We start from the raw sequence: 18,790 nt of genomic DNA, 5'->3' as shown, positions 1-18,790 counted from the left end.
CGGAATATGGCGATGGTCATGCATGAAAACCCCATCGCCTCCGTGAAAGGGGGGAATAAGCGTTACCCGGGCGTTGTGGCGCTGGATAACGTTGATTTCACCCTTCACCGAGGTGAAGTCCGGGCCTTGCTCGGTAAAAACGGTGCCGGTAAATCGACGCTCATTCGTATGTTGACCGGCAGTGAACGGCTCGACAGCGGTGAAGTGCGGCTCTCTGGCACGCTGCTGGACGGTGCGGATGCCTCCTTAACCCGCCGTGCGGCGGAGCTTGGCGTACGGGCGGTCTATCAGGAACTTAGCCTGGTAGAAGGTCTGACAGTGGCAGAAAATCTCTGCCTCGGTCACTGGCCGAAGCAGGGCGGCATGATTGACAACGGAATCATGCAGCGTCAGGCCCGTCAGTGCCTGGAAAAACTGGGTGTCGATGTTGAACCGGATGCGTTGGTGGAAACCCTGAGTCCGGCGCAAAAACAGCTGGTGGAAATTGCTCGCGTAATGGCCGGCGAACCAGGATTGGTTATTCTCGATGAACCCACCAGTTCGCTCGCCAGCATCGAAGTGGAACTGGTCATGGCAGCGGTCAAACAGATGTCGGCGCTTGGCGTGGCGGTCATCTACGTGAGCCACCGCATGGAGGAGATCCGCAGGATTGCCTCGTCGGCCACCATCATGCGTGACGGGCAGGTGGCGGGCAATGTGGCGCTGGAAAATACCACCACCGGGCATATTGTCTCGCTGATGCTCGGACGCGAGCATGATGATCTTGCTCCGGTCAGCCACGCGGTTTCCCATGAGGAGACGGTGCTGGAGGTCAAAGGGCTACGAATGCGGCCCAAGCTGGAAGACATTTCATTCCATCTGCAGCGGGGAGAAGTGCTGGGCATTGCCGGTTTGTTGGGGGCTGGGCGCACGGAACTGCTCAAAGCGATCGTTGGTCTGGAAAGTTTCGAGGCGGGCGTCATCACCCTTAACGGCGAAACGCTGCAAAAACCTGACTACGGCACCATGATCCAGCGCGGCATGGGGTATACGCCGGAAAACCGTAAAGAGGCCGGCATCATTCCGCTGCTCGGCGTGGATGAAAACACGGTAATCACCAACCGCCACTCGGTCAGCCGACGGGGCGTGCTGCAATGGGATCGCATTCGAACCTTCACCGAGTCCATCATGCAGCGCATGAGCGTGAAAGCCAGCAGCAGCGAAACCGCTATCGGCACGCTTTCCGGTGGCAATCAGCAAAAAGTGGTGATCGGGCGTTGGGTCTATGCGGGCAGCCAGATCCTGCTGCTTGATGAACCGACGCGCGGTGTCGACATTGAAGCCAAACAGCAAATTTATCGCATTGTCCGTGAACTGGCGCAGGAAGGAAAAAGCGTGGTCTTTATCTCCAGTGAGGTAGAGGAGCTACCGCTGGTGTGCGACCGCATCCTGCTGCTTCAGCAGGGGACGTTTACCCGCGAATTTGTCTCTCCCGTCAGCGTGGATGCACTGATGTCCGCGATTTTGTCCGTCCACTGATGACTGCTCTACAGAGGAATTTACGATGTCTGCCTCATCCATAACTCTGCCGCATGGCAAAAAAGGGTCGCTAAAACAGTTCGTCGGTCGCCACATCAACGTGATTGGCCTGCTGGTGGTGATCGCCATTTTGTACCTGGTGTTTTCGTTTAATGCACCCGGGTTTATCTCACTCAACAACCAAATGAACGTGCTGCGCGATGCCGCCACTATCGGGATTGCCGCCTGGGCGATGACGCTGATTATTATCTCCGGTGAAATTGATGTCAGCGTCGGGCCCATGGTGGCCTTTGTCTCGGTCTGTCTGGCTTTTTTACTGCAATTCCAGGTGCCGCTGATTATCGCCTGTCTGCTGGTTCTGCTGCTGGGTGCCGCGTTAGGTACGCTGGCGGGTGTTTTGCGTGGCGTGTTTAACGTGCCGAGCTTCGTGGCGACCTTAGGGTTGTGGAGTGCACTGCGCGGTATGGGGCTGTTCATGACCAACGCACTGCCGGTGCCAATCGAAGAGAACGATGTGCTGGACTGGCTCGGCGGACAGTTCCTGGGCGTGCCGGTTTCGGCGCTGATCATGATGCTGATTTTTGGGTTGTTCGTCTTTATCAGCCGCAAAACCGCTTTTGGCCGCTCGGTGTTTGCCGTTGGCGGCAACGCGACCGCCGCACAGCTTTGCGGCATCAACGTCAAACGGGTGCGCATTCTGATTTTCACGCTGTCCGGCCTGCTGGCTGCAGTGACCGGCATTCTGCTGGCGGCGCGCCTGGGTTCGGGCAACGCCGGGGCGGCTAACGGACTGGAGTTCGATGTGATTGCCGCCGTCGTGGTTGGCGGCACCGCGCTTTCCGGTGGACGCGGTTCTCTGCTCGGCACGCTGCTTGGTGTACTGGTCATCACGCTTATCGGTAACGGGCTGGTGCTGCTCGGGATTAACTCCTTTTTCCAGCAGGTGGTGCGAGGCGTCATCATCGTGGTGGCGGTACTGGCGAACATCCTGCTGACCCAGCGAAACAGTAATAAGCGCTGATTCAATAACTCTTGCGCCAGACAGGGCGCAAACATGATGGCTACAGAGGAACGAGGGAATGATGAAAACTATGCTGGCAGCTTACTTACCTGGCAACTCCACCGTCGATTTACGGGAAGTGCCGGTCCCGCAACCTGGCATCAACCAGGTGCTGATTAAAATGAAGTCGTCGGGCATTTGCGGCAGCGATGTCCATTACATCTACCACCAGCACCGGGCAACCGCTGCGGCACCCGATAAACCGCTGTATCAGGGTTTCATCAATGGGCATGAGCCGTGCGGGCAGATTGTAGCGCGTGGGCCAGGGTGTCGCCATTTCAAAGAGGGTGACCGCGTGCTGGTGTACCACATCTCGGGCTGCGGATTTTGCGCAAACTGTCGCCGGGGATTCCCAATCTCCTGTACCGGAGAAGGCAAAGCCGCTTACGGCTGGCAGCGCGATGGTGGCCACGCCGAATACCTGCTGGCGGAAGAAAAAGATCTCATTATGCTCCCTGAAACGTTGAGCTATGAAGACGGGGCGTTTGTCAGTTGTGGTGTGGGTACGGCTTATGAAGGCATTCTGCGTGGGGAAGTCTCCGGGAGCGATAATGTGCTGGTGGTTGGCCTCGGCCCGGTAGGTATGATGGCGATGATGCTGGCGCGGGGGCGCGGTGCCAAACGTGTTATTGGCGTGGACATGCTGCCAGAAAGGCTGGCGATGGCCAAGCAGCTCGGGGTGATGGACCACGGTTATCTGGCGACCACCGAAGGGCTTCCGGCGATTATTGCGGATATCACACGCGGAGGCGCGGATGTGGCGCTCGACTGCTCCGGTAACGCTGCCGGGCGACTGCTGGCTCTGCAATCTACCGCTGACTGGGGACGCGTGGTCTACATTGGCGAAACCGGCAAAGTGGAGTTTGAAGTCAGCGCCGACCTGATGCATCACCAACGGCGTATTATCGGCTCCTGGGTGACCAGCCTTTTCCACATGGAAAAATGTGCGAAAGATCTTACCGACTGGAAACTGTGGCCGCGCAATGCCATCACCCATCGTTTCTCGCTGGAGCAGGCGGGAGAGGCCTATGCGCTGATGGCGAGCGGCAAGTGCGGCAAAGTGGTTATCAATTTCCCTGACTGACGAGGTACAAGATGGCGCTTTATACCTTACAGAATGGAGCATTACGGCTCGCGGTGTCAGAACGCGGTGGGGTCATTGAAGGTTTCTGGCACAACGACACGCCCTTGCTGCGCCCTGGCAAACAGAGTGGCGTAGCCGTGGAATCCTCCTGTTTCCCGCTGGTGCCCTTTGGCAACCGGGTCAGCGGAAATAGCTTCGTTTGGGAAGGAAAGACTTATCACCTGGAGCCAAACGTGGCGTGGGACAACCACTACCTGCACGGCGACGGCTGGCTGAACGACTGGCAGTGTGACGAGAAGAGTGACGAGACATTGACCCTTGTTTATCAACATCGAAATGGGGTTTATCGCTACCGGGCGCGGCAGCATTTTCAGCTTACGCCGTCGGCGATGTCGGTGACGCTCACCGTCACCAATGAGGGGGAAGAGACGCTGCCGTTTGGCCTCGGCTGGCATCCGTACTTTCCGTTAACCGACGCGACGCGTTTGCAGGCGCAGGCGTCGGGTTACTGGCTTGAACGCGAGCAGTGGCTGGCAGGTGAATACCAGAACCGCTTGCCTGAATCACTGGATTTCAATCCGCCGAGCGCGTTACCACGCCAGTGGGTGAACAACGGTTTTGCGGGCTGGAACGGCGGGGCGCTCATCCGCCAACAGGATTACGCGCTGCGGATGACAACCGAACCCGCTGCACCTTGTTACTTTGTGTTTGTCTCTGACCCGGCGTTTGATAAAGGCTACGCGTTTGACTTCTTTTGTATTGAACCGATGAGCCATGCACCGGACGATCATCACCGGTCACAGGGCGGAAATCTGACCGCATTAAAACCGGGTGACAGCCTCAGCCAGACGATGGTACTGGAACGGCTTTCCTGAAAAAACATGCCTGCTCGCGACCGGGCGGGCATGTTATCTAACTGTTACTTGCAAGCCCATCGGTTTCCCTCCAGACTATCGCCACCATTCAGGAGGAACTCATGGTCTTGCAGTCCACGCGCTGGCTGGCGCTCGCTTATTTCACCTACTTTTTTAGCTACGGTATTTTTCTCCCCTTCTGGAGCGTCTGGCTCAAAGGGACGGGGCTCACGCCTGAAACCATCGGTATTTTGCTCGGCGCAGGCCTGGTCGCCCGTTTTCTGGGGAGCCTGCTGATTGCCCCGCGCGTCAGTAATCCTTCTTTGCTTATTAAGGCGTTACGCATTCTCGCGCTGATTACGCTGGTGTTTGCCCTCGGATTTTGGGCCGGAACCAACGTGGCCTGGCTGATGGTGGTAATTGTTGGTTTTAACCTTTTTTTCTCACCGCTGGTGCCGCTGACCGATGCGCTTGCGAATACCTGGCAAAAACAGTTCCCGATGGACTACGGCCGGGTGCGCGTGTGGGGCTCGATTGCCTTTGTGATTGGATCGGCGGCGACCGGCAAGCTGGTTAGCGAATTTGACTACCACGCCGTGCTGGCGATGCTGACGCTGGGCGTGGTCTCCATGCTGCTTGGCATGCTGATTCGCCCTTCAATTCTGCCGCAAGGCGAGATGCGCCATCAGGATGCCACCGGCTGGCAGGCGTGGCGTGACCTGGTGGTCAAGAACTGGCGTTTTCTGGCCTGCGTGTCGTTATTGCAGGGGGCCCATGCCGCCTATTACGGCTTTAGCGCGCTCTACTGGCAGGAAGCAGGCTACTCTGCCTCAACGATCGGCTATCTGTGGTCGCTGGGTGTGGTCGCAGAAGTGGTGGTCTTTACTCTGAGCAACCGACTGTTCCGTCGCTTCAGTGCCCGTGACCTGTTGCTGCTTTCCGCCTTCAGTGGTCTGGTGCGCTGGGGACTGATGGGATGGACGACGGAACTGCCGTGGCTGATTGTGGTGCAAATCCTGCACTGCGGGACCTTTACCGTCTGCCATCTGGCGGGGATGCGCTACATTGCGGCACGTAAAGAGAGCGAAATCATTCGCTTGCAGGCCGTCTATTCCGCAGTGGCGATGGGGGGGAGTATTGCCCTGATGACCATGATCTCCGGCTTCCTGTATCAGCACCTTCATCAGGGGTTGTTCTGGGTGATGGCGCTGCTGGTTGTTCCGGCGCTGTTCCTGCGTCCGAAGGTCATCACGCAGCGCTAAGACTCCAGCATGGTGCGAATATGCTGCTGCTGATGTTCAGTGAGCGATTGATCTGTATGGATCAGCGGTGCTGAGAACAGCGGCAGCGGCGTAGCGTACGGAGTGACGATCAGCGTCACGTCACGCGGCGCGCCTTGATTCTGAAACTCGCGCACCGACAGGTATTTAATGTTGAGCGGCAGCAGCGTAAGTTCACGCAGTTGCAGCTCAATCTCCTGCTCTCTTTGCGGTTCATTACCCGTAATCAGTACCACCTGCTTTTCATGCAGGTCGCTTTCCTGCATCAGCCAGGCACCGAAAATCACCGCCACCAGCCCCGCCTCTTCATCACTGAAACGCAGTGCATACTCCGTCTCCAGTACTTCAAGCGCCTCTCGCGTTGTGCGGATCAGCCGCGGGTAGAGCCGCACAATTTCTTCCTGCAAACTGTTATCAATGCCAATGCCGAACAGGTTGCGATCCAGCGCCTGAGCAATATGGATATAGAGCTGATCCGTGAGCCCCTGTTCATCGCTGAAGTGCAGGTCCGCCAGTTGGTGGAAACGCTCGACCATACTGGCGATTGCCTGCTGGAGACGCTGATCCTGGTGATGGTTATCGTTCAGCGGATCCGGCGTACGTAGCATCATAAATAGCAGTGCCAGAAACGCATGTTCGTTAGCCGGAGGCAGAGGAGTGACGCGGCGCTGCCAGTGGTGCACTATCTCTTGCGCTGCGGCATATTCGGCGCGCATTTGCGTCCATGCGTGTTGCACCGGATTGAATTCTGGTGAAAAACCAGCGTGACTTTGCAGCAGGCAGTATTGCAAGTAGAGGCGCAGAAACTGAATGTCCCGACACTCAAATGAGCGTTGCAACCGACGCGAACACAGGTTAATCAGCGCCCGCAGGTTGGTGTCATCATACAGCGTACGGGCGATGCCTCTCTGTTTCAGCGCCGATTTCAGTGCCGGAACATAATGATGAGAGATAAAATGCGGACACAGGCGCAGGCCACGGCGTAGCCACTGTAACTGGCATAAACGTTGGTCCAGGGTTGTGCCTTCAATCCGATAGCTACCATCCTGTTGGGATGCGATGGTCAGCCGGTGGTAGCGCTGGATTTCATAGTCGGTATCAGCAATATCCTGCCGTGCGACCTCTTCGTCAACACCATTGACGGCGCGAATGATATCCGTGGTGACCGTTTGCCCCGGTAGCGCGAGCATCAGTAGCACCTGGCAGCGACGCTGCGGACTGGAGAGCACAGATGGGGGCGTCATTACGATTGTCATCTGCAGAGTTCCAGTAAGGTTGTTCGATAAGAATAGCTAAAGGTATGATTGACGAAAGCGCAGCCGCAGCCCTTTCCATCAGGATTGCCGGAGAGCATCACAGAATTTTTATCGTGAGGAAGACATGCAAGCAGTGAAACAATGCGCCTTAGGGCTTTTTCTCACACTTTTATCATTCGCCACGCTGGCCCACCCTCATAGCTTTATCCGTCTGAAAACCGGGGTATTAGTGACGAATGACCAGTGGACGGGGCTTGAGATGCGCTGGACGATGGATGAAATTACCTCGGCGGATTTACTTTATGATGCCGGGGACGCCAAACCCGGTGAGGAAATCTGGAAGAAACTCGCCGCTGAAGTCATGGCGAATGTGCTAGGGCAGCACTACTTCACGGAAGTCTGGCATAACGGCAAAAAAGTGAAATTTCTCAACCGACCGCTGCACTATGGGATGGAACGTGACGGTCACCAGGCGGTGCTGACTTTTGCGCTTCCGCTTGCCGAACCGCAGGCGCTAAGCGGGCAGACCTACACCTTCGCCACTTTTGATCCAACCTATTATGTGGATATGAGTTACGAGCACGACAGCGATGCGACCTTGCCTGCGGAGCTGCGCGATAAATGTAAGTTGACCGTGAATACGCCGCACCCGGGTGATGAAGTGCTCGACTATGCTCAGTCACTGGATAAAGCCGATGCGCCGGAGGAGAGCATGGAACTGGGTAAACAATTTGCACAAACGGTGACCCTGAAATGTCAGTAATGTCAACGACGCGCCTGCGACAACACGGCTGGCGGCAGTGGTGGCCGCTGGTCCTCTTTTTGCTACTTGTGCTGGTGGGCGGGTACTGGCTTTGGCAGGCCTGGCCGCAGGTACTGCGTGAGAGTATTGTCTGGCAGCGAGAATTCAACCAACAGCTTAGCGTATTGCTAAAAGGGGTCGCTGAGAATCCGACTAAAGCAGGCAGTTCACTGCTGTTGGTCAGCTTGATCTACGGTGTGCTGCATGCGTTGGGGCCGGGGCACGGCAAAGTGGTCATTACGACCTGGCTTGCGACTCATCCTTCAAAACTGAAATCCAGTATTGGCCTGACGCTGGCGTCCTCTTTGCTGCAAGGGCTGGTGGCGGTGCTGCTGGTGGTGGTGCTCTCCGTGCTTGCGCTGCCTGCACGTCAGTTGCATCTCAGCAGCTTCTGGCTGGAGAAGGGGAGCTATGCGTTGGTGGGCGTGCTGGGGGGCTTACTCTGCTGGCGGGCGCTTAAAAAGCTGCGCGCTATTTTGCGTAAACCGACCTTTAAAACGTTTACGCCGCATCACGTTCACCACGAGCACTGCGGCTGTGGGCATCAACACCTGCCGACGCCGGAGCAACTGCAGCATGGCGATGACTGGCGGGCTCGTCTGGTGATTGTACTGTCGATGGGAATGCGACCCTGCTCAGGGGCCATCATGGTGCTGCTGTTCAGTAAGGTGATTGGCGTGTTTGGCTGGGGCGTAGCGTCGGCGATGGCAATGGCGGCGGGCACGTCGCTGACCATAAGCTCACTGGCGCTGCTGGTGCATACCTTCCGGACGCTGGCGGTCAAACTGAGTGGCAATAAAACACCTGCTGTCTGGAAACAGGTTGGCTGGACCACGCTGGCGTTAGCGGGCGGTGTGGTATTGGTGGCGGCTGCCGTGGTGATGTGGATGAGTGCGGTGCCAGTTGGCAGAGGGATAAGACCGTTTTGATTATGTTGCCCTCACTCAGTGAGTGAGGGCATCACTGAATTAACGCTTCAGCGCTTCACTCAGTTCGTCACGCATGCAGGCCAGCATCGCTTTAACAACGCGCGGGTTACCTGCAACGATGTTGCCGCTCATCATGTAACCATGACCGCCGGTGAAATCGCACACCAGGCCGCCTGCTTCACGCACCAGCAGTTCGCCAGCAGCAAAGTCCCACGGCTTCAGGCCGATTTCGAAGAAGCCGTCAACGCGGCCTGCGGCTACATAGGCCAGATCCAGCGCAGCGGAACCGGTGCGACGGAAGTCAGCGCATTCGGTAAACAGTTTACCAACGATGTTGATGTACGGCTTGGCGTGCTGTTTCACTTTGAACGGGAAGCCGGTTGCCAGAATGGTGCCGTCCAGATCGCGGGCAATGCTGCCGCGCAGACGGTAACCGTTCAGCTGTGCACCCTGGCCGCGAGTTGCCGTGAACAGTTCATTGCGCATTGGATCGTAAACAACCGCCACTTCAGTACGGCCTTTGATGCGTACAGCGATAGAAACGGAGAAGTGTGGGAGACGTTTAATAAAGTTGGTGGTGCCATCCAGTGGATCGATAACCCATTGAACATCCTGATCTTCGCCTTCATGTTCACCGCTTTCTTCGGTGACGATGGAGTGTTGCGGGTAAGATTTGCGAATGGTTTCGATAATAAGCGCTTCTGCGGCTTTATCGACGTTAGTCACAAAGTCATTGCTGCCTTTCTGGCTGGATTCTACGGAATCTGGTGTTTCGTAGTGTTTGGCAATTAAATTACCCGCCTTGCGCGCTGCGCGCACGGCGATGGTCAGCATCGGATGCATCGGTCTCTCTCACTGGATGTTAAAGAACGGGAAAACGGCGCGTATGATAGCAGCGTATTCGGAATATGTCTTCGGTTTATGATAATATGCACAAATATTCTTTAGCCGTAGAAAAACTATGCTGCAAAATATTCGAATCGTACTGGTGGAGACCTCTCACACCGGCAACATGGGCTCTGTTGCCCGCGCAATGAAAACAATGGGTTTGACCAACCTGTGGCTGGTAAACCCGCTGGTGAAACCGGATTCCCAGGCCATCGCCCTGGCGGCAGGAGCCAGCGACGTGATTGGCAACGCGCAGATCGTCGATACGCTGGACGAAGCACTCGCGGGTTGTAGCCTGGTGGTGGGCACCAGCGCACGCTCCCGTACGCTCCCCTGGCCAATGCTTGATCCTCGCGAATGTGGTCTGAAAAGCGTTGCGGAAGGAAAGCATGCGCCCGTGGCATTAGTTTTTGGCCGTGAACGCGTTGGGCTGACCAATGACGAACTGCAAAAATGCCATTACCACGTCGCCATTGCGGCCAACCCGGAATACAGCTCGCTGAACCTGGCGATGGCAGTCCAGGTGATCGCCTATGAAGTGCGCATGGCCTGGCTGGCAACGCAGGAAGAAAACAATCCGGCAGAACCTATAGAAGAAGAGGCATACCCATTGGTGGATGACCTGGAGCGCTTCTATGGACACCTGGAAAAGACCCTGCTCTCTACCGGTTTTATCCGTGAAAACCACCCTGGGCAGGTGATGAGCAGGCTGCGTCGGCTGTTTACACGCGCCCGTCCGGAGAGCCAGGAGCTCAATATTTTGCGCGGTATGCTGGCCTCTATTGAACAAAAAACTCAAGAAAAGCAATAGTCTTGCTCATCCCTCTCCTCGATGGGGGAGGGATACGGGCTGCAAACTGCAGCTTAACGTAAAAGGGCACGTAAACGCTAAATACCTGACTAAAACAGTCAAGTAAATAGTTGACCAATTTAGTCAGGAATGTCAGACTTGCCTCCGCTATGCGACATTATTTGAAATTTTAATAAAAACCCCGGGCAGGGGCGAGTTTGAGGCTAAGTTAAGACATGAGACTGACATCTAAAGGGCGTTATGCCGTGACCGCAATGCTGGACGTTGCGCTCAACTCTGAAACGGGTCCGGTACCGTTGGCTGATATTTCCGAGCGTCAGGGGATTTCCCTTTCTTATCTGGAACAGCTTTTCTCCCGCTTGCGTAAAAATGGCCTTGTTGCCAGCGTACGTGGCCCGGGTGGCGGTTACCTGCTGGGTAAAGACGCAAGCAGCATTGCTGTTGGCGAAGTGATCAGTGCCGTTGACGAATCTGTTGATGCAACCCGTTGCCAGGGTAAAACCGGCTGCCAGGGCGGCGACAAATGCCTGACTCATGCATTGTGGCGTGATCTGAGCGATCGTCTGACCGGCTTCTTAAACAACATCACCCTGGGTGAACTGGTAAATAACCAGGAAATCCTGGATGTGTCCGATCGTCAGCATTCGCACGAAACCCAACGCACGACCCGTGGCCAGGACGCAATCGACGTCAAGCTGCGCGCATAACATACCCGTACGCTGAATCATTCGGGTTGCTGCTGCGTAGGCGGCAACTGAGTGCAATCCCCAGTCAGCTTACTCATGTAAGCTGCCTGGGGTGAGGGACAAGCTAGCCGCCTTGACGCACCGCAGGCCCGTAAGGATAAAGCGTAAAAAAGAATTCAGAATCAGGCCGGGGTGGGCACTCACCCCGTATAACGGCTGAACATCCGAGCCGAAAGCCTGGTTCATTGCATTGAGTGATGTACGGAGTTAAAGAGCAATGAAATTACCGATTTATCTCGATTACTCCGCAACGACGCCGGTGGACTCGCGTGTTGCTGAGAAAATGATGCAGTGTCTGACCCTGGACGGAAACTTTGGTAACCCAGCTTCCCGTTCACACCGTTTTGGCTGGCATGCTGAAGAGGCGGTTGATATCGCCCGTAATCAGATTGCTGAGCTGGTTGGTGCCGATCCGCGTGAAATTGTTTTCACCTCCGGCGCGACCGAATCTGACAACCTGGCAATTAAAGGTGCGGCTAACTTCTACCAGAAAAAAGGCAAGCACGTTATTACCAGCAAAACCGAACACAAAGCCGTGCTGGACACCTGTCGTCAGCTCGAGCGTGAAGGTTTTGACGTCACCTACCTTGCCCCTGCAGCGCAACGGCATTATCGACCTCAAAGAACTCGAAGCCGCGATGCGTGATGACACCATCCTCGTTTCAATCATGCACGTGAACAACGAAATCGGCGTGGTGCAGGACATCGCGACCATCGGCGAAATGTGCCGTGCGCGCGGCATTATCTACCACGTTGATGCAACCCAGAGCGTGGGCAAACTGCCTATCGATCTGAGCCAGCTGAAAGTGGATCTGATGTCCTTCTCCGGCCACAAAATCTACGGCCCGAAAGGCATCGGCGCGCTGTACGTGCGTCGTAAACCGCGTATCCGTATCGAAGCGCAAATGCACGGCGGTGGTCACGAGCGCGGCATGCGTTCCGGTACCCTGCCTGTTCACCAGATCGTTGGCATGGGTGAAGCTTACCGTATTGCCAAAGAAGAGATGGAAACCGAGATGGCGCGTCTGCGCGGTCTGCGTAACCGTCTGTGGGAAGGCGTGAAAGATATGGAAGAGGTTTACCTGAACGGTGACCTCGCAGCAGGGCGCACCGAACATCCTCAACGTCAGCTTTAACTACGTTGAAGGCGAATCGCTGATCATGGCGCTGAAAGACCTGGCCGTTTCCTCTGGTTCAGCCTGTACTTCCGCAAGCCTTGAGCCATCCTACGTGCTGCGTGCACTGGGCATGACTGATGAGCTGGCACACAGCTCCATTCGTTTCTCCTTAGGTCGCTTCACCACCGAAGAAGAAATTGATTACACCATCAAGCTGGTTCGTAACTCCATTGGCCGTCTGCGCGACCTTTCTCCGTCTGTGGGAAATGTTCAAGCAGGGCGTGGATCTGAACAGCATTGAATGGTCACATCACTAATCGGCAGCGGAATCAGGAGAAACAGAACATGGCTTACAGCGAAAAAGTAATCGATCATTATGAGAATCCGCGCAACGTGGGTTCTTTCGACAACAGCGACGAGAGCGTGGGCAGCGGCATGGTGGGTGCACCGGCCTGCGGCGACGTGATGAAGTTGCAGATTAAAGTCAACAATGAGGGTATCATTGAAGACGCTCGCTTCAAGACTTACGGTTGCGGTTCTGCTATCGCTTCCAGCTCACTCGTGACCGAGTGGGTGAAAGGGCAAATCCCTCGACGAAGCGCAGGCAATCAAGAACACCGACATCGCCGAAGAGCTGGAATTACCGCCGGTAAAAATCCACTGCTCTATTTTGGCAGAAGATGCGATTAAAGCCGCTATTGCGGATTACAAAAGCAAACGTGAAGCGAAATAATTGAGGGCATTGTATGTCGATTACCCTGAGCGACAGTGCTGCAGCGCGAGTGAATAACTTTCTGGCCAACCGCGGTAAAGGGTTTGGCCTGCGTCTGGGGGTCAGAACTTCTGGTTGTTCTGGCATGGCCTACGTACTGGAATTCGTCGACGCAACCGGAATCGGAAGATACCGTGTTTGAAGATAAAGGTGTGAAGGTCGTTATCGATGGCAAGAGCCTGCAATTCCTCGACGGCACCGCAACTGGACTTCGTGAAAGAAGGTCTTAACGAAGGGTTTAAGTTTACTAACCCGAACGTGAAAGATGAGTGCGGTTGCGGCGAAAGCTTCAACGTTTAATCGCGTGTTACCGATAAGCCCCGCCATAGCAAAGACTCAAAATCATTCGCGCTGAGTCAAGGCGGCAAGTGAGAAATTCCCAGGAGCATAGATAACTATGTGACTGGGATTTTGACCGCAGCCGACGTCGAAGCAGTGTGAAGGATGAAGAGTCATACTGTGCGTGGGGTTTGTTTAGCAGGCCGTCTTATGGATTACTTCACCCTTTTTGGGCTATCCCCCCACTATCAAGTCGATATCCCGGCACTGACCACCCGGTTTCAGGATCTCCAGCGCCAGTACCACCCTGATAAATTCGCCAGCGGCACGTCAGCGGAACAACTCGCGTCTGTGCAGCAATCTGCGACCATCAATCAGGCCTGGCAAACGCTACGCCACCCGCTTAGCGCGGGCAGAGTATCTGCTTTCTCTTCACGGCTTTGATCTTGACCTCTGAGCAGCACACAGTGCGTGATACCGCATTCCTGATGGAGCAACTGGAGCTGCGTGAAGAGCTCGATGAGATTGGCACCGCCGCGGGATGCTGAGCGTCTTGAAGCCTTTGTCCTGCGTGTCAAAAAGATGTATGACGCCCGTCATCAATTGATGGTTGAACAATTCAATAATGAAACGTGGGATGTGGCGGCGGATACCGTGCGTAAACTGCGTTTTCTGGATAAACTGCGCAGCTCAACAGAACAACTCGAAGAAAAACTGCTCGGTTTTTAATTTTGGAAGCACATTATGGCCTTATTACAAATTAGTGAGCCAGGTCTGAGCGCCGCGCCGCATCAGCGTCGTCTGGCGGCGGGTATCGATTTAGGCACCACAAATTCTCTGGTGGCAACCGTACGTAGCGGTCAGGCGGAAACGCTGGCTGACAGCGAAGGCCGCCATTTATTACCCTCCGTGGTGCATTACCAGTCCCAGGGGCACATTGGTCGGTTTTGACGCGCGCGCCAACGCCGCTCAGGATCCGGTTAACACCATCAGTTCGGTAAAACGCATGATGGGCCGCTGCGCTGAGCGGATATCCAGGCGCGTTATCCGCACTTGCCGTACCAGTTGCAGGCCAGTGAAAATGGTCTGCCGATGATTGCGACCAGTGCCGGTCTGGTGAACCCCATCCGCGTTTCCGCGGATATTTTGAAATCACTGGCACTGCGTGCCCAGGACGTCCCTCTCCGGGGAACTGGATGGCGTCGTCATTACCGTACCTGCCTATTTTGATGATGCTCAACGTCAGGGCACCAAAGATGCTGCACGCCTGGCGGGTTTGCATGTACTGCGTTTGCTGAATGAGCCCACGGCAGCGGCGATTGCCTACGGCCTGGATTCTGGCAAAGAAGGGGTGATCGCGGTTTATGACCTCGGCGGCGGCACCTTTGATATTTCAATTCTGCGCTTAAGCCGCGGAGTATTTGAAGTGCTGGCGACGGGCGGCGACTCCGCACTCGGCGGAGATGACTTTGATCATCTGCTGGCGGACTTCATTCGCGAGCAGGGGAACCTGCCGGCGCATGGCGATAATCGTCTACAGCGCGAATTGCTGGATGCGGCGATTGCGGCAAAAATTGCCCTTGAGCGATGCAGCTTCAGTTACCGTTGAGGTCGCGGGCTGGAAGGGATCCGTGACTCGCGAACAGTTCGAAGAGATTGATTTCCTCGCTGGTAAAACGCACGTTACTCTCTTGCCGTCGCGCGCTTGAAAGACGCGGGTGTGGAAGCTGATGAAGTGCTGGAAGTGGTGATGGTCGGCGGCTCAACTCGCGTACCACTGGTGCGTGAACGGGTGGGTGAATTTTTTGGCCGTCACACCGCTGACGTCCATCGATCCGGATAAAGTGGTTGCCATTGGTGCGGCGATTCAGGCCGACATTCTGGTAGGAAATAAGCCGGACAGCGACATGCTTCTGCTCGACGTTATCCCGCTGTCACTCGGTCTGGAAACCATGGGCGGTCTGGTGGAGAAAGTGATCCCGCGTAATACCACGATTCCGGTGGCGCGTGCGCAGGAGTTCACTACCTTTAAAGACGGCCAGACGGCGATGTCTATCCACGTGATGCAAGGCGAGCGTGAACTGGTGCAGGACTGCCGTTCTCTGGCGCGTTTTGCCCTGCGCGGGATCCCAGCGATGCCTGCGGGCGGCGCGCATATTCGCGTCACCTTCCAGGTGGATGCTGACGGCCTGCTCAGCGTGACCGCGATGGAGAAATCCACCGGTGTTGAAGCGGCGATTCAGGTGAAGCCGTCTTACGGTCTGACCGACAACGAAATCGCCACCATGATTAAGGATTCCATGAGCTTTGCCGAGCAGGACGTGAAAGCACGTATGCTCGCCGAACAGCAAGTGGAAGCCGCCCGCGTACTGGAGAGCCTGACCGGTGCGCTGGCAACAGATGCCGCGCTGCTCAGCGCCGCAGAGCGTGCGGTCATTGACGAAGCAATTGAGCAACTTGTTGCCGTTGCCCAGGGCAATGATACCGACGCCATTGAACACGCTATTAAAAATGTAGATAAACAAACCCAGGAATTCGCCGCGCGCCGTATGGATCAGTCCGTACGCACCGCGTTAAAAGGCCATTCCGTCGACGAGGTTTAACATGCCTAAGATCGTTTTTCTGCCTCATCAGGACCTGTGTCCCGATGGCGTAGTTATGGAAGCAAATATCGGCGAAACCATTCTTGATGTGGCCCTGCGTGGCGGTATCGAGCTTGAACACGCCTGTGAGAAATCCTGCGCTTGCACCACCTGCCACTGTGTCGTGCGTGAAGGTTTTGATTCGTTGCCGGAAAGCACCGAAGATGAAGACGACATGCTGGATAAAGCCTGGGGTCTGGAACCGGAAAGTCGTCTGAGCTGTCAGGCGCGCGTCACCGACGAAGACCTGGTGGTGGAGATTCCTCGCTACACCATCAATCACGCGCGGGAGCACTAATATGTCACTGAAATGGACCGACAGCCGCGAAATTGGCGAAGCCCTGTACGATACCTTCCCGGATCTCGATCCGAAGACCGTACGCTTCACTGACATGCACCAGTGGATTTGCAATCTGGAAGACTTCGATGATGATCCAAACGCATCGAACGAAAAAATTCTCGAGGCAATTCTGCTAGTCTGGTTAGACGAAGCATCTTGATATCGACGGGCTGCCTTCTGGCGGCCCGTTTTCATATCCCATGCGCTAAAGGACAAAACAATGACAACAGAAGCGATGAAAATTACCTTAACGACCCAGGGCGCGGACGCTCGCTGGGGCGAGAAAGCCACGTACAGCATTAATAACGACGGCATTACTCTGCATCTTAATGGCAAAGACGATACCGGCCTGATTCAGCGTGCAGCACGCAAAATCGACGGCATGGGCATCAAGCATGTCGCGCTGAGCGGCGAAGGCTGGGACGCGGACCGCAGTTGGGCGTTCTGGGCGGGTTACAAAGGGCCAAAAGGGACCCGTAACGTTGAGTGGGCGACTTTATCTGAAGCCGATCAAAAAGAGCTCGATGCACGCCTGAAAACCATTGACTGGGTGCGTGACATCATCAACGCACCTGCGGAAGATCTGGGGCCAGAACAATTGGCACAGCGTGCTGTCGATTTGCTCAATGACGTGGGCGGCGATTCTATCTCTTACCGCATTGTTAAAGGCGAAGATCTGCGTGAACAAAATTACGCAGGCATTCATACCGTCGGACGTGGCTCAGAACGTCCACCGGTTCTGCTTTCGCTGGATTACAACCCGACCGGTGACAAAGAAGCGCCAATTTATGCCTGTCTGGTGGGTAAAGGTATTACCTTCGACTCCGGTGGTTACAGTATCAAACAGACCGCGTTTATGGATTCAATGAAATCCGATATGGGTGGCGCGGCAATGGTCACCGGCGCACTGGCGTTTGCCATTACCCGCGGTCTGAACAAGCGCGTGAAGCTTTATCTGTGTTGTGCGGACAACATGATCAGTGGCAATGCCTTTAAGCTTGGCGACATCATTCGCTACCGTAACGGTAAAACCGTTGAGGTGATGAACACCGATGCAGAAGGGCGTCTGGTGCTGGCCGATGGCCTGATCAATGCCAGTGCGCAGAAACCTGAGCTGATCATCGATGCAGCGACCCTGACCGGTGCGGCCAAAACCGCTCTGGGTAACGACTACCATGCACTGTTCAGCTTTGATGACAAACTGGCAAACCGCCTGCTGAAAAGTGCGGTTGCGGAGAACGAGCCGTTCTGGCGTCTGCCACTGGCCGAGTTCCACCGCCATCAGTTGCCGTCAAACTTTGCTGAGCTGAACAATACCGCCAGCGCGGCTTTCCCGGCTGGCGCAAGTACGGCGGCGGGCTTCCTGTCTCACTTTGTTGAGAACTATCAGCAGGGCTGGTTGCATATCGACTGTTCCGCAACCTACCGTAAAGCGGGCGTCGAACAGTGGGCGGCAGGTGCAACCGGGCTTGGCGTCCGTGCACTGGCGAATCTGTTGACCAGTAAGTAATTTGTTTCCTCACTCTTACCCTCTCTCGATGGGAGAGGGCGAGGTGAGGGCATCAATCAGCTTAAGACGAACCGTAAAATCTATGTCTCATTCAGACCACGATCACGACCATCATCATCACGAGACTGAAACCCTCGAAACGCTGCTGGAAAAGGCGGCGACTGAGCCTGCTTACCGCCCGGCCTTTTTCCGCTCGCTGCTGGAGTCTACCGTGTGGGTTCCGGGCACGGCGGCGGATGATAAATCCGTTGTCGAAGACAGCGCGCTGGACATTCAGCACTGGGAAAAAGATGACGGCGAGTCGGTCATTCCCTTTTTCACCTCACTGGAAGCGCTGCAGCAAGCAGTCGATACCGAGCAGGAGTTTGTGGTGCTGCCTGCCCGTACACTGTTCGAAATGACGCTCGGGGAGACGCTTTTCCTCAACGCGAAATTGCCGACCGGTAAAGAACTGACCCCGCGCGAAATCAATCATCTGGTGGGGAAAGAGGGCAGCCCGCTCAGCGAGCAGGAAGTGCTGGAAGGCGGCACGGCGCTGCTGCTCTCCGAAGTGACCGAACCGCCTGCGCAGATGATCGACTCACTCACCACGTTGTTCAGAACCTTTAATAACGTGAAGTGCGCATACCTTTGCTCGATCAAAGAGAAAAACGATGACCAGTCCAATCTGCTGATTGGCATTGAAGCTGATGGCGATATCGAAGAGATTATCCAGGCGGCGGGTAGCGTGGCTATGGATACCTTACCAGGCGACGATCCGGTCGATATTTGCCAGGTCGTTAAAGGGGAAAAAGGAATCAGCCATTTCATGATTGATCACATTACCCCGTTCTATGAGCGTCGCTGGGGCAGCTTCCTGCGCGATCTGAAGAACAACCGCATTATCTAAATGCATGACGGG

At 55.5% G+C, this 18,790-nt stretch carries 17 protein-coding genes and 5 pseudogenes; 20 read left to right on the top strand and 2 right to left on the bottom strand.

The window, feature by feature from the left end:
- Positions 1-6: 6 nt before the first annotated feature.
- From AC5JPW_RS20120 to AC5JPW_RS20100, 5 genes are all read left to right on the top strand, one after another.
- The gene (locus AC5JPW_RS20120; protein ID WP_494242869.1) at positions 7-1,518 is read left to right on the top strand and encodes a sugar ABC transporter ATP-binding protein; all 1,512 of its coding nucleotides are present in this window, start codon (positions 7-9) and stop codon (positions 1,516-1,518) included.
- Between the two features lie 25 nt (positions 1,519-1,543).
- A complete protein-coding gene (locus AC5JPW_RS20115; RefSeq protein WP_494242868.1) occupies positions 1,544-2,539 on the top strand; it encodes an ABC transporter permease in 996 nt (331 codons plus the stop codon).
- A gap of 61 nt (positions 2,540-2,600) precedes the next feature.
- Entirely contained in the window at positions 2,601-3,662 is a 1,062-nt protein-coding gene (locus tag AC5JPW_RS20110) for a zinc-dependent alcohol dehydrogenase family protein (protein ID WP_494243890.1), read from the top strand.
- Between the two features lie 11 nt (positions 3,663-3,673).
- Entirely contained in the window at positions 3,674-4,537 is an 864-nt protein-coding gene (locus tag AC5JPW_RS20105) for an aldose 1-epimerase (protein ID WP_494242867.1), read from the top strand.
- A 101-nt stretch (positions 4,538-4,638) separates the two neighbouring features.
- Positions 4,639-5,778, top strand: coding sequence for a 3-phenylpropionate MFS transporter (locus tag AC5JPW_RS20100; protein ID WP_494242866.1), 1,140 nt, complete (start codon positions 4,639-4,641; stop codon positions 5,776-5,778).
- Here AC5JPW_RS20100 and csiE read toward each other — a convergent pair.
- On the bottom strand, positions 5,775-7,052 hold the full coding sequence (csiE, locus tag AC5JPW_RS20095) for a stationary phase inducible protein CsiE (RefSeq protein WP_494242865.1): 1,278 nt from the start codon (positions 7,050-7,052) through the stop codon (positions 5,775-5,777). The two genes, AC5JPW_RS20100 and csiE, sit on opposite strands and share 4 nt — an antisense overlap.
- Before the next feature lie 124 nt (positions 7,053-7,176).
- Here csiE and AC5JPW_RS20090 point away from each other — a divergent pair, with 124 nt between their 5' ends.
- Together AC5JPW_RS20090 and AC5JPW_RS20085 are read left to right on the top strand one after the other, a co-directional pair.
- Positions 7,177-7,815: a DUF1007 family protein gene (locus tag AC5JPW_RS20090; RefSeq protein ID WP_494242864.1), complete on the top strand. Its 639-nt coding sequence runs from the start codon at positions 7,177-7,179 to the stop codon at positions 7,813-7,815.
- On the top strand, positions 7,806-8,783 hold the full coding sequence (locus tag AC5JPW_RS20085; protein WP_494242863.1) for a nickel/cobalt transporter: 978 nt from the start codon (positions 7,806-7,808) through the stop codon (positions 8,781-8,783). Before AC5JPW_RS20090 ends, AC5JPW_RS20085 begins: the two co-directional genes overlap by 10 nt.
- Positions 8,784-8,822: 39 nt before the next feature.
- On the opposite strand, the gene suhB is transcribed toward AC5JPW_RS20085, so the two are convergent.
- Entirely contained in the window at positions 8,823-9,626 is an 804-nt protein-coding gene (gene suhB / locus AC5JPW_RS20080; protein WP_494242862.1) for an inositol-1-monophosphatase, read from the bottom strand.
- 118 nt (positions 9,627-9,744) lie between these two features.
- Between suhB and trmJ the strand changes: the two genes are divergently transcribed.
- From trmJ to sseB, 13 genes and pseudogenes are all read left to right on the top strand, one after another.
- Entirely contained in the window at positions 9,745-10,482 is a 738-nt protein-coding gene (gene trmJ / locus AC5JPW_RS20075) for a tRNA (cytosine(32)/uridine(32)-2'-O)-methyltransferase TrmJ (protein WP_494242861.1), read from the top strand.
- Between the two features lie 215 nt (positions 10,483-10,697).
- On the top strand, positions 10,698-11,189 hold the full coding sequence (gene iscR, locus AC5JPW_RS20070; protein WP_458046196.1) for a Fe-S cluster assembly transcriptional regulator IscR: 492 nt from the start codon (positions 10,698-10,700) through the stop codon (positions 11,187-11,189).
- 256 nt (positions 11,190-11,445) lie between these two features.
- Positions 11,446-12,663 (top strand): annotated as a pseudogene (iscS, locus tag AC5JPW_RS20065) (cysteine desulfurase).
- Positions 12,664-12,691: 28 nt separating this feature from the next.
- Positions 12,692-13,079, top strand: a pseudogene (gene iscU / locus AC5JPW_RS20060) (Fe-S cluster assembly scaffold IscU).
- Between the two features lie 13 nt (positions 13,080-13,092).
- Positions 13,093-13,418 (top strand): annotated as a pseudogene (gene iscA, locus AC5JPW_RS20055) (iron-sulfur cluster assembly protein IscA).
- Between the two features lie 189 nt (positions 13,419-13,607).
- Positions 13,608-14,126: pseudogene (gene hscB / locus AC5JPW_RS20050) on the top strand (co-chaperone HscB).
- A 15-nt stretch (positions 14,127-14,141) separates the two neighbouring features.
- Positions 14,142-14,348 (top strand): Hsp70 family protein, encoded by a 207-nt coding sequence (locus AC5JPW_RS20045; RefSeq protein WP_494242860.1) that lies wholly within the window; start codon positions 14,142-14,144, stop codon positions 14,346-14,348.
- A 214-nt stretch (positions 14,349-14,562) separates the two neighbouring features.
- A pseudogene (locus AC5JPW_RS20040) lies at positions 14,563-15,240 on the top strand (Hsp70 family protein).
- On the top strand, positions 15,194-16,000 hold the full coding sequence (locus tag AC5JPW_RS20035; RefSeq protein WP_494242859.1) for an Hsp70 family protein: 807 nt from the start codon (positions 15,194-15,196) through the stop codon (positions 15,998-16,000). Before AC5JPW_RS20040 ends, AC5JPW_RS20035 begins: the two are co-directional and overlap by 47 nt.
- Before the next feature lies 1 nt (position 16,001).
- The gene (gene fdx, locus AC5JPW_RS20030; RefSeq protein ID WP_494242858.1) at positions 16,002-16,337 is read left to right on the top strand and encodes an ISC system 2Fe-2S type ferredoxin; all 336 of its coding nucleotides are present in this window, start codon (positions 16,002-16,004) and stop codon (positions 16,335-16,337) included.
- Between the two features lies 1 nt (position 16,338).
- A complete protein-coding gene (gene iscX / locus AC5JPW_RS20025) occupies positions 16,339-16,539 on the top strand; it encodes a Fe-S cluster assembly protein IscX (protein WP_494242857.1) in 201 nt (66 codons plus the stop codon).
- A gap of 60 nt (positions 16,540-16,599) precedes the next feature.
- Positions 16,600-17,889 carry an aminopeptidase PepB gene (gene pepB / locus AC5JPW_RS20020; RefSeq protein ID WP_494242856.1) on the top strand — a complete coding sequence of 430 codons (1,290 nt, stop codon included), beginning with the start codon at positions 16,600-16,602 and terminating at the stop codon, positions 17,887-17,889.
- A gap of 82 nt (positions 17,890-17,971) precedes the next feature.
- Positions 17,972-18,778, top strand: a complete 807-nt coding sequence (sseB, locus tag AC5JPW_RS20015) for an enhanced serine sensitivity protein SseB (protein ID WP_494242855.1) — start codon at positions 17,972-17,974, stop codon at positions 18,776-18,778.
- Positions 18,779-18,790 lie beyond the last annotated feature (12 nt).

This window comes from Phytobacter sp., assembly GCF_059074235.1.
This window is presented reverse-complemented; position numbering and strand designations above follow the sequence as displayed.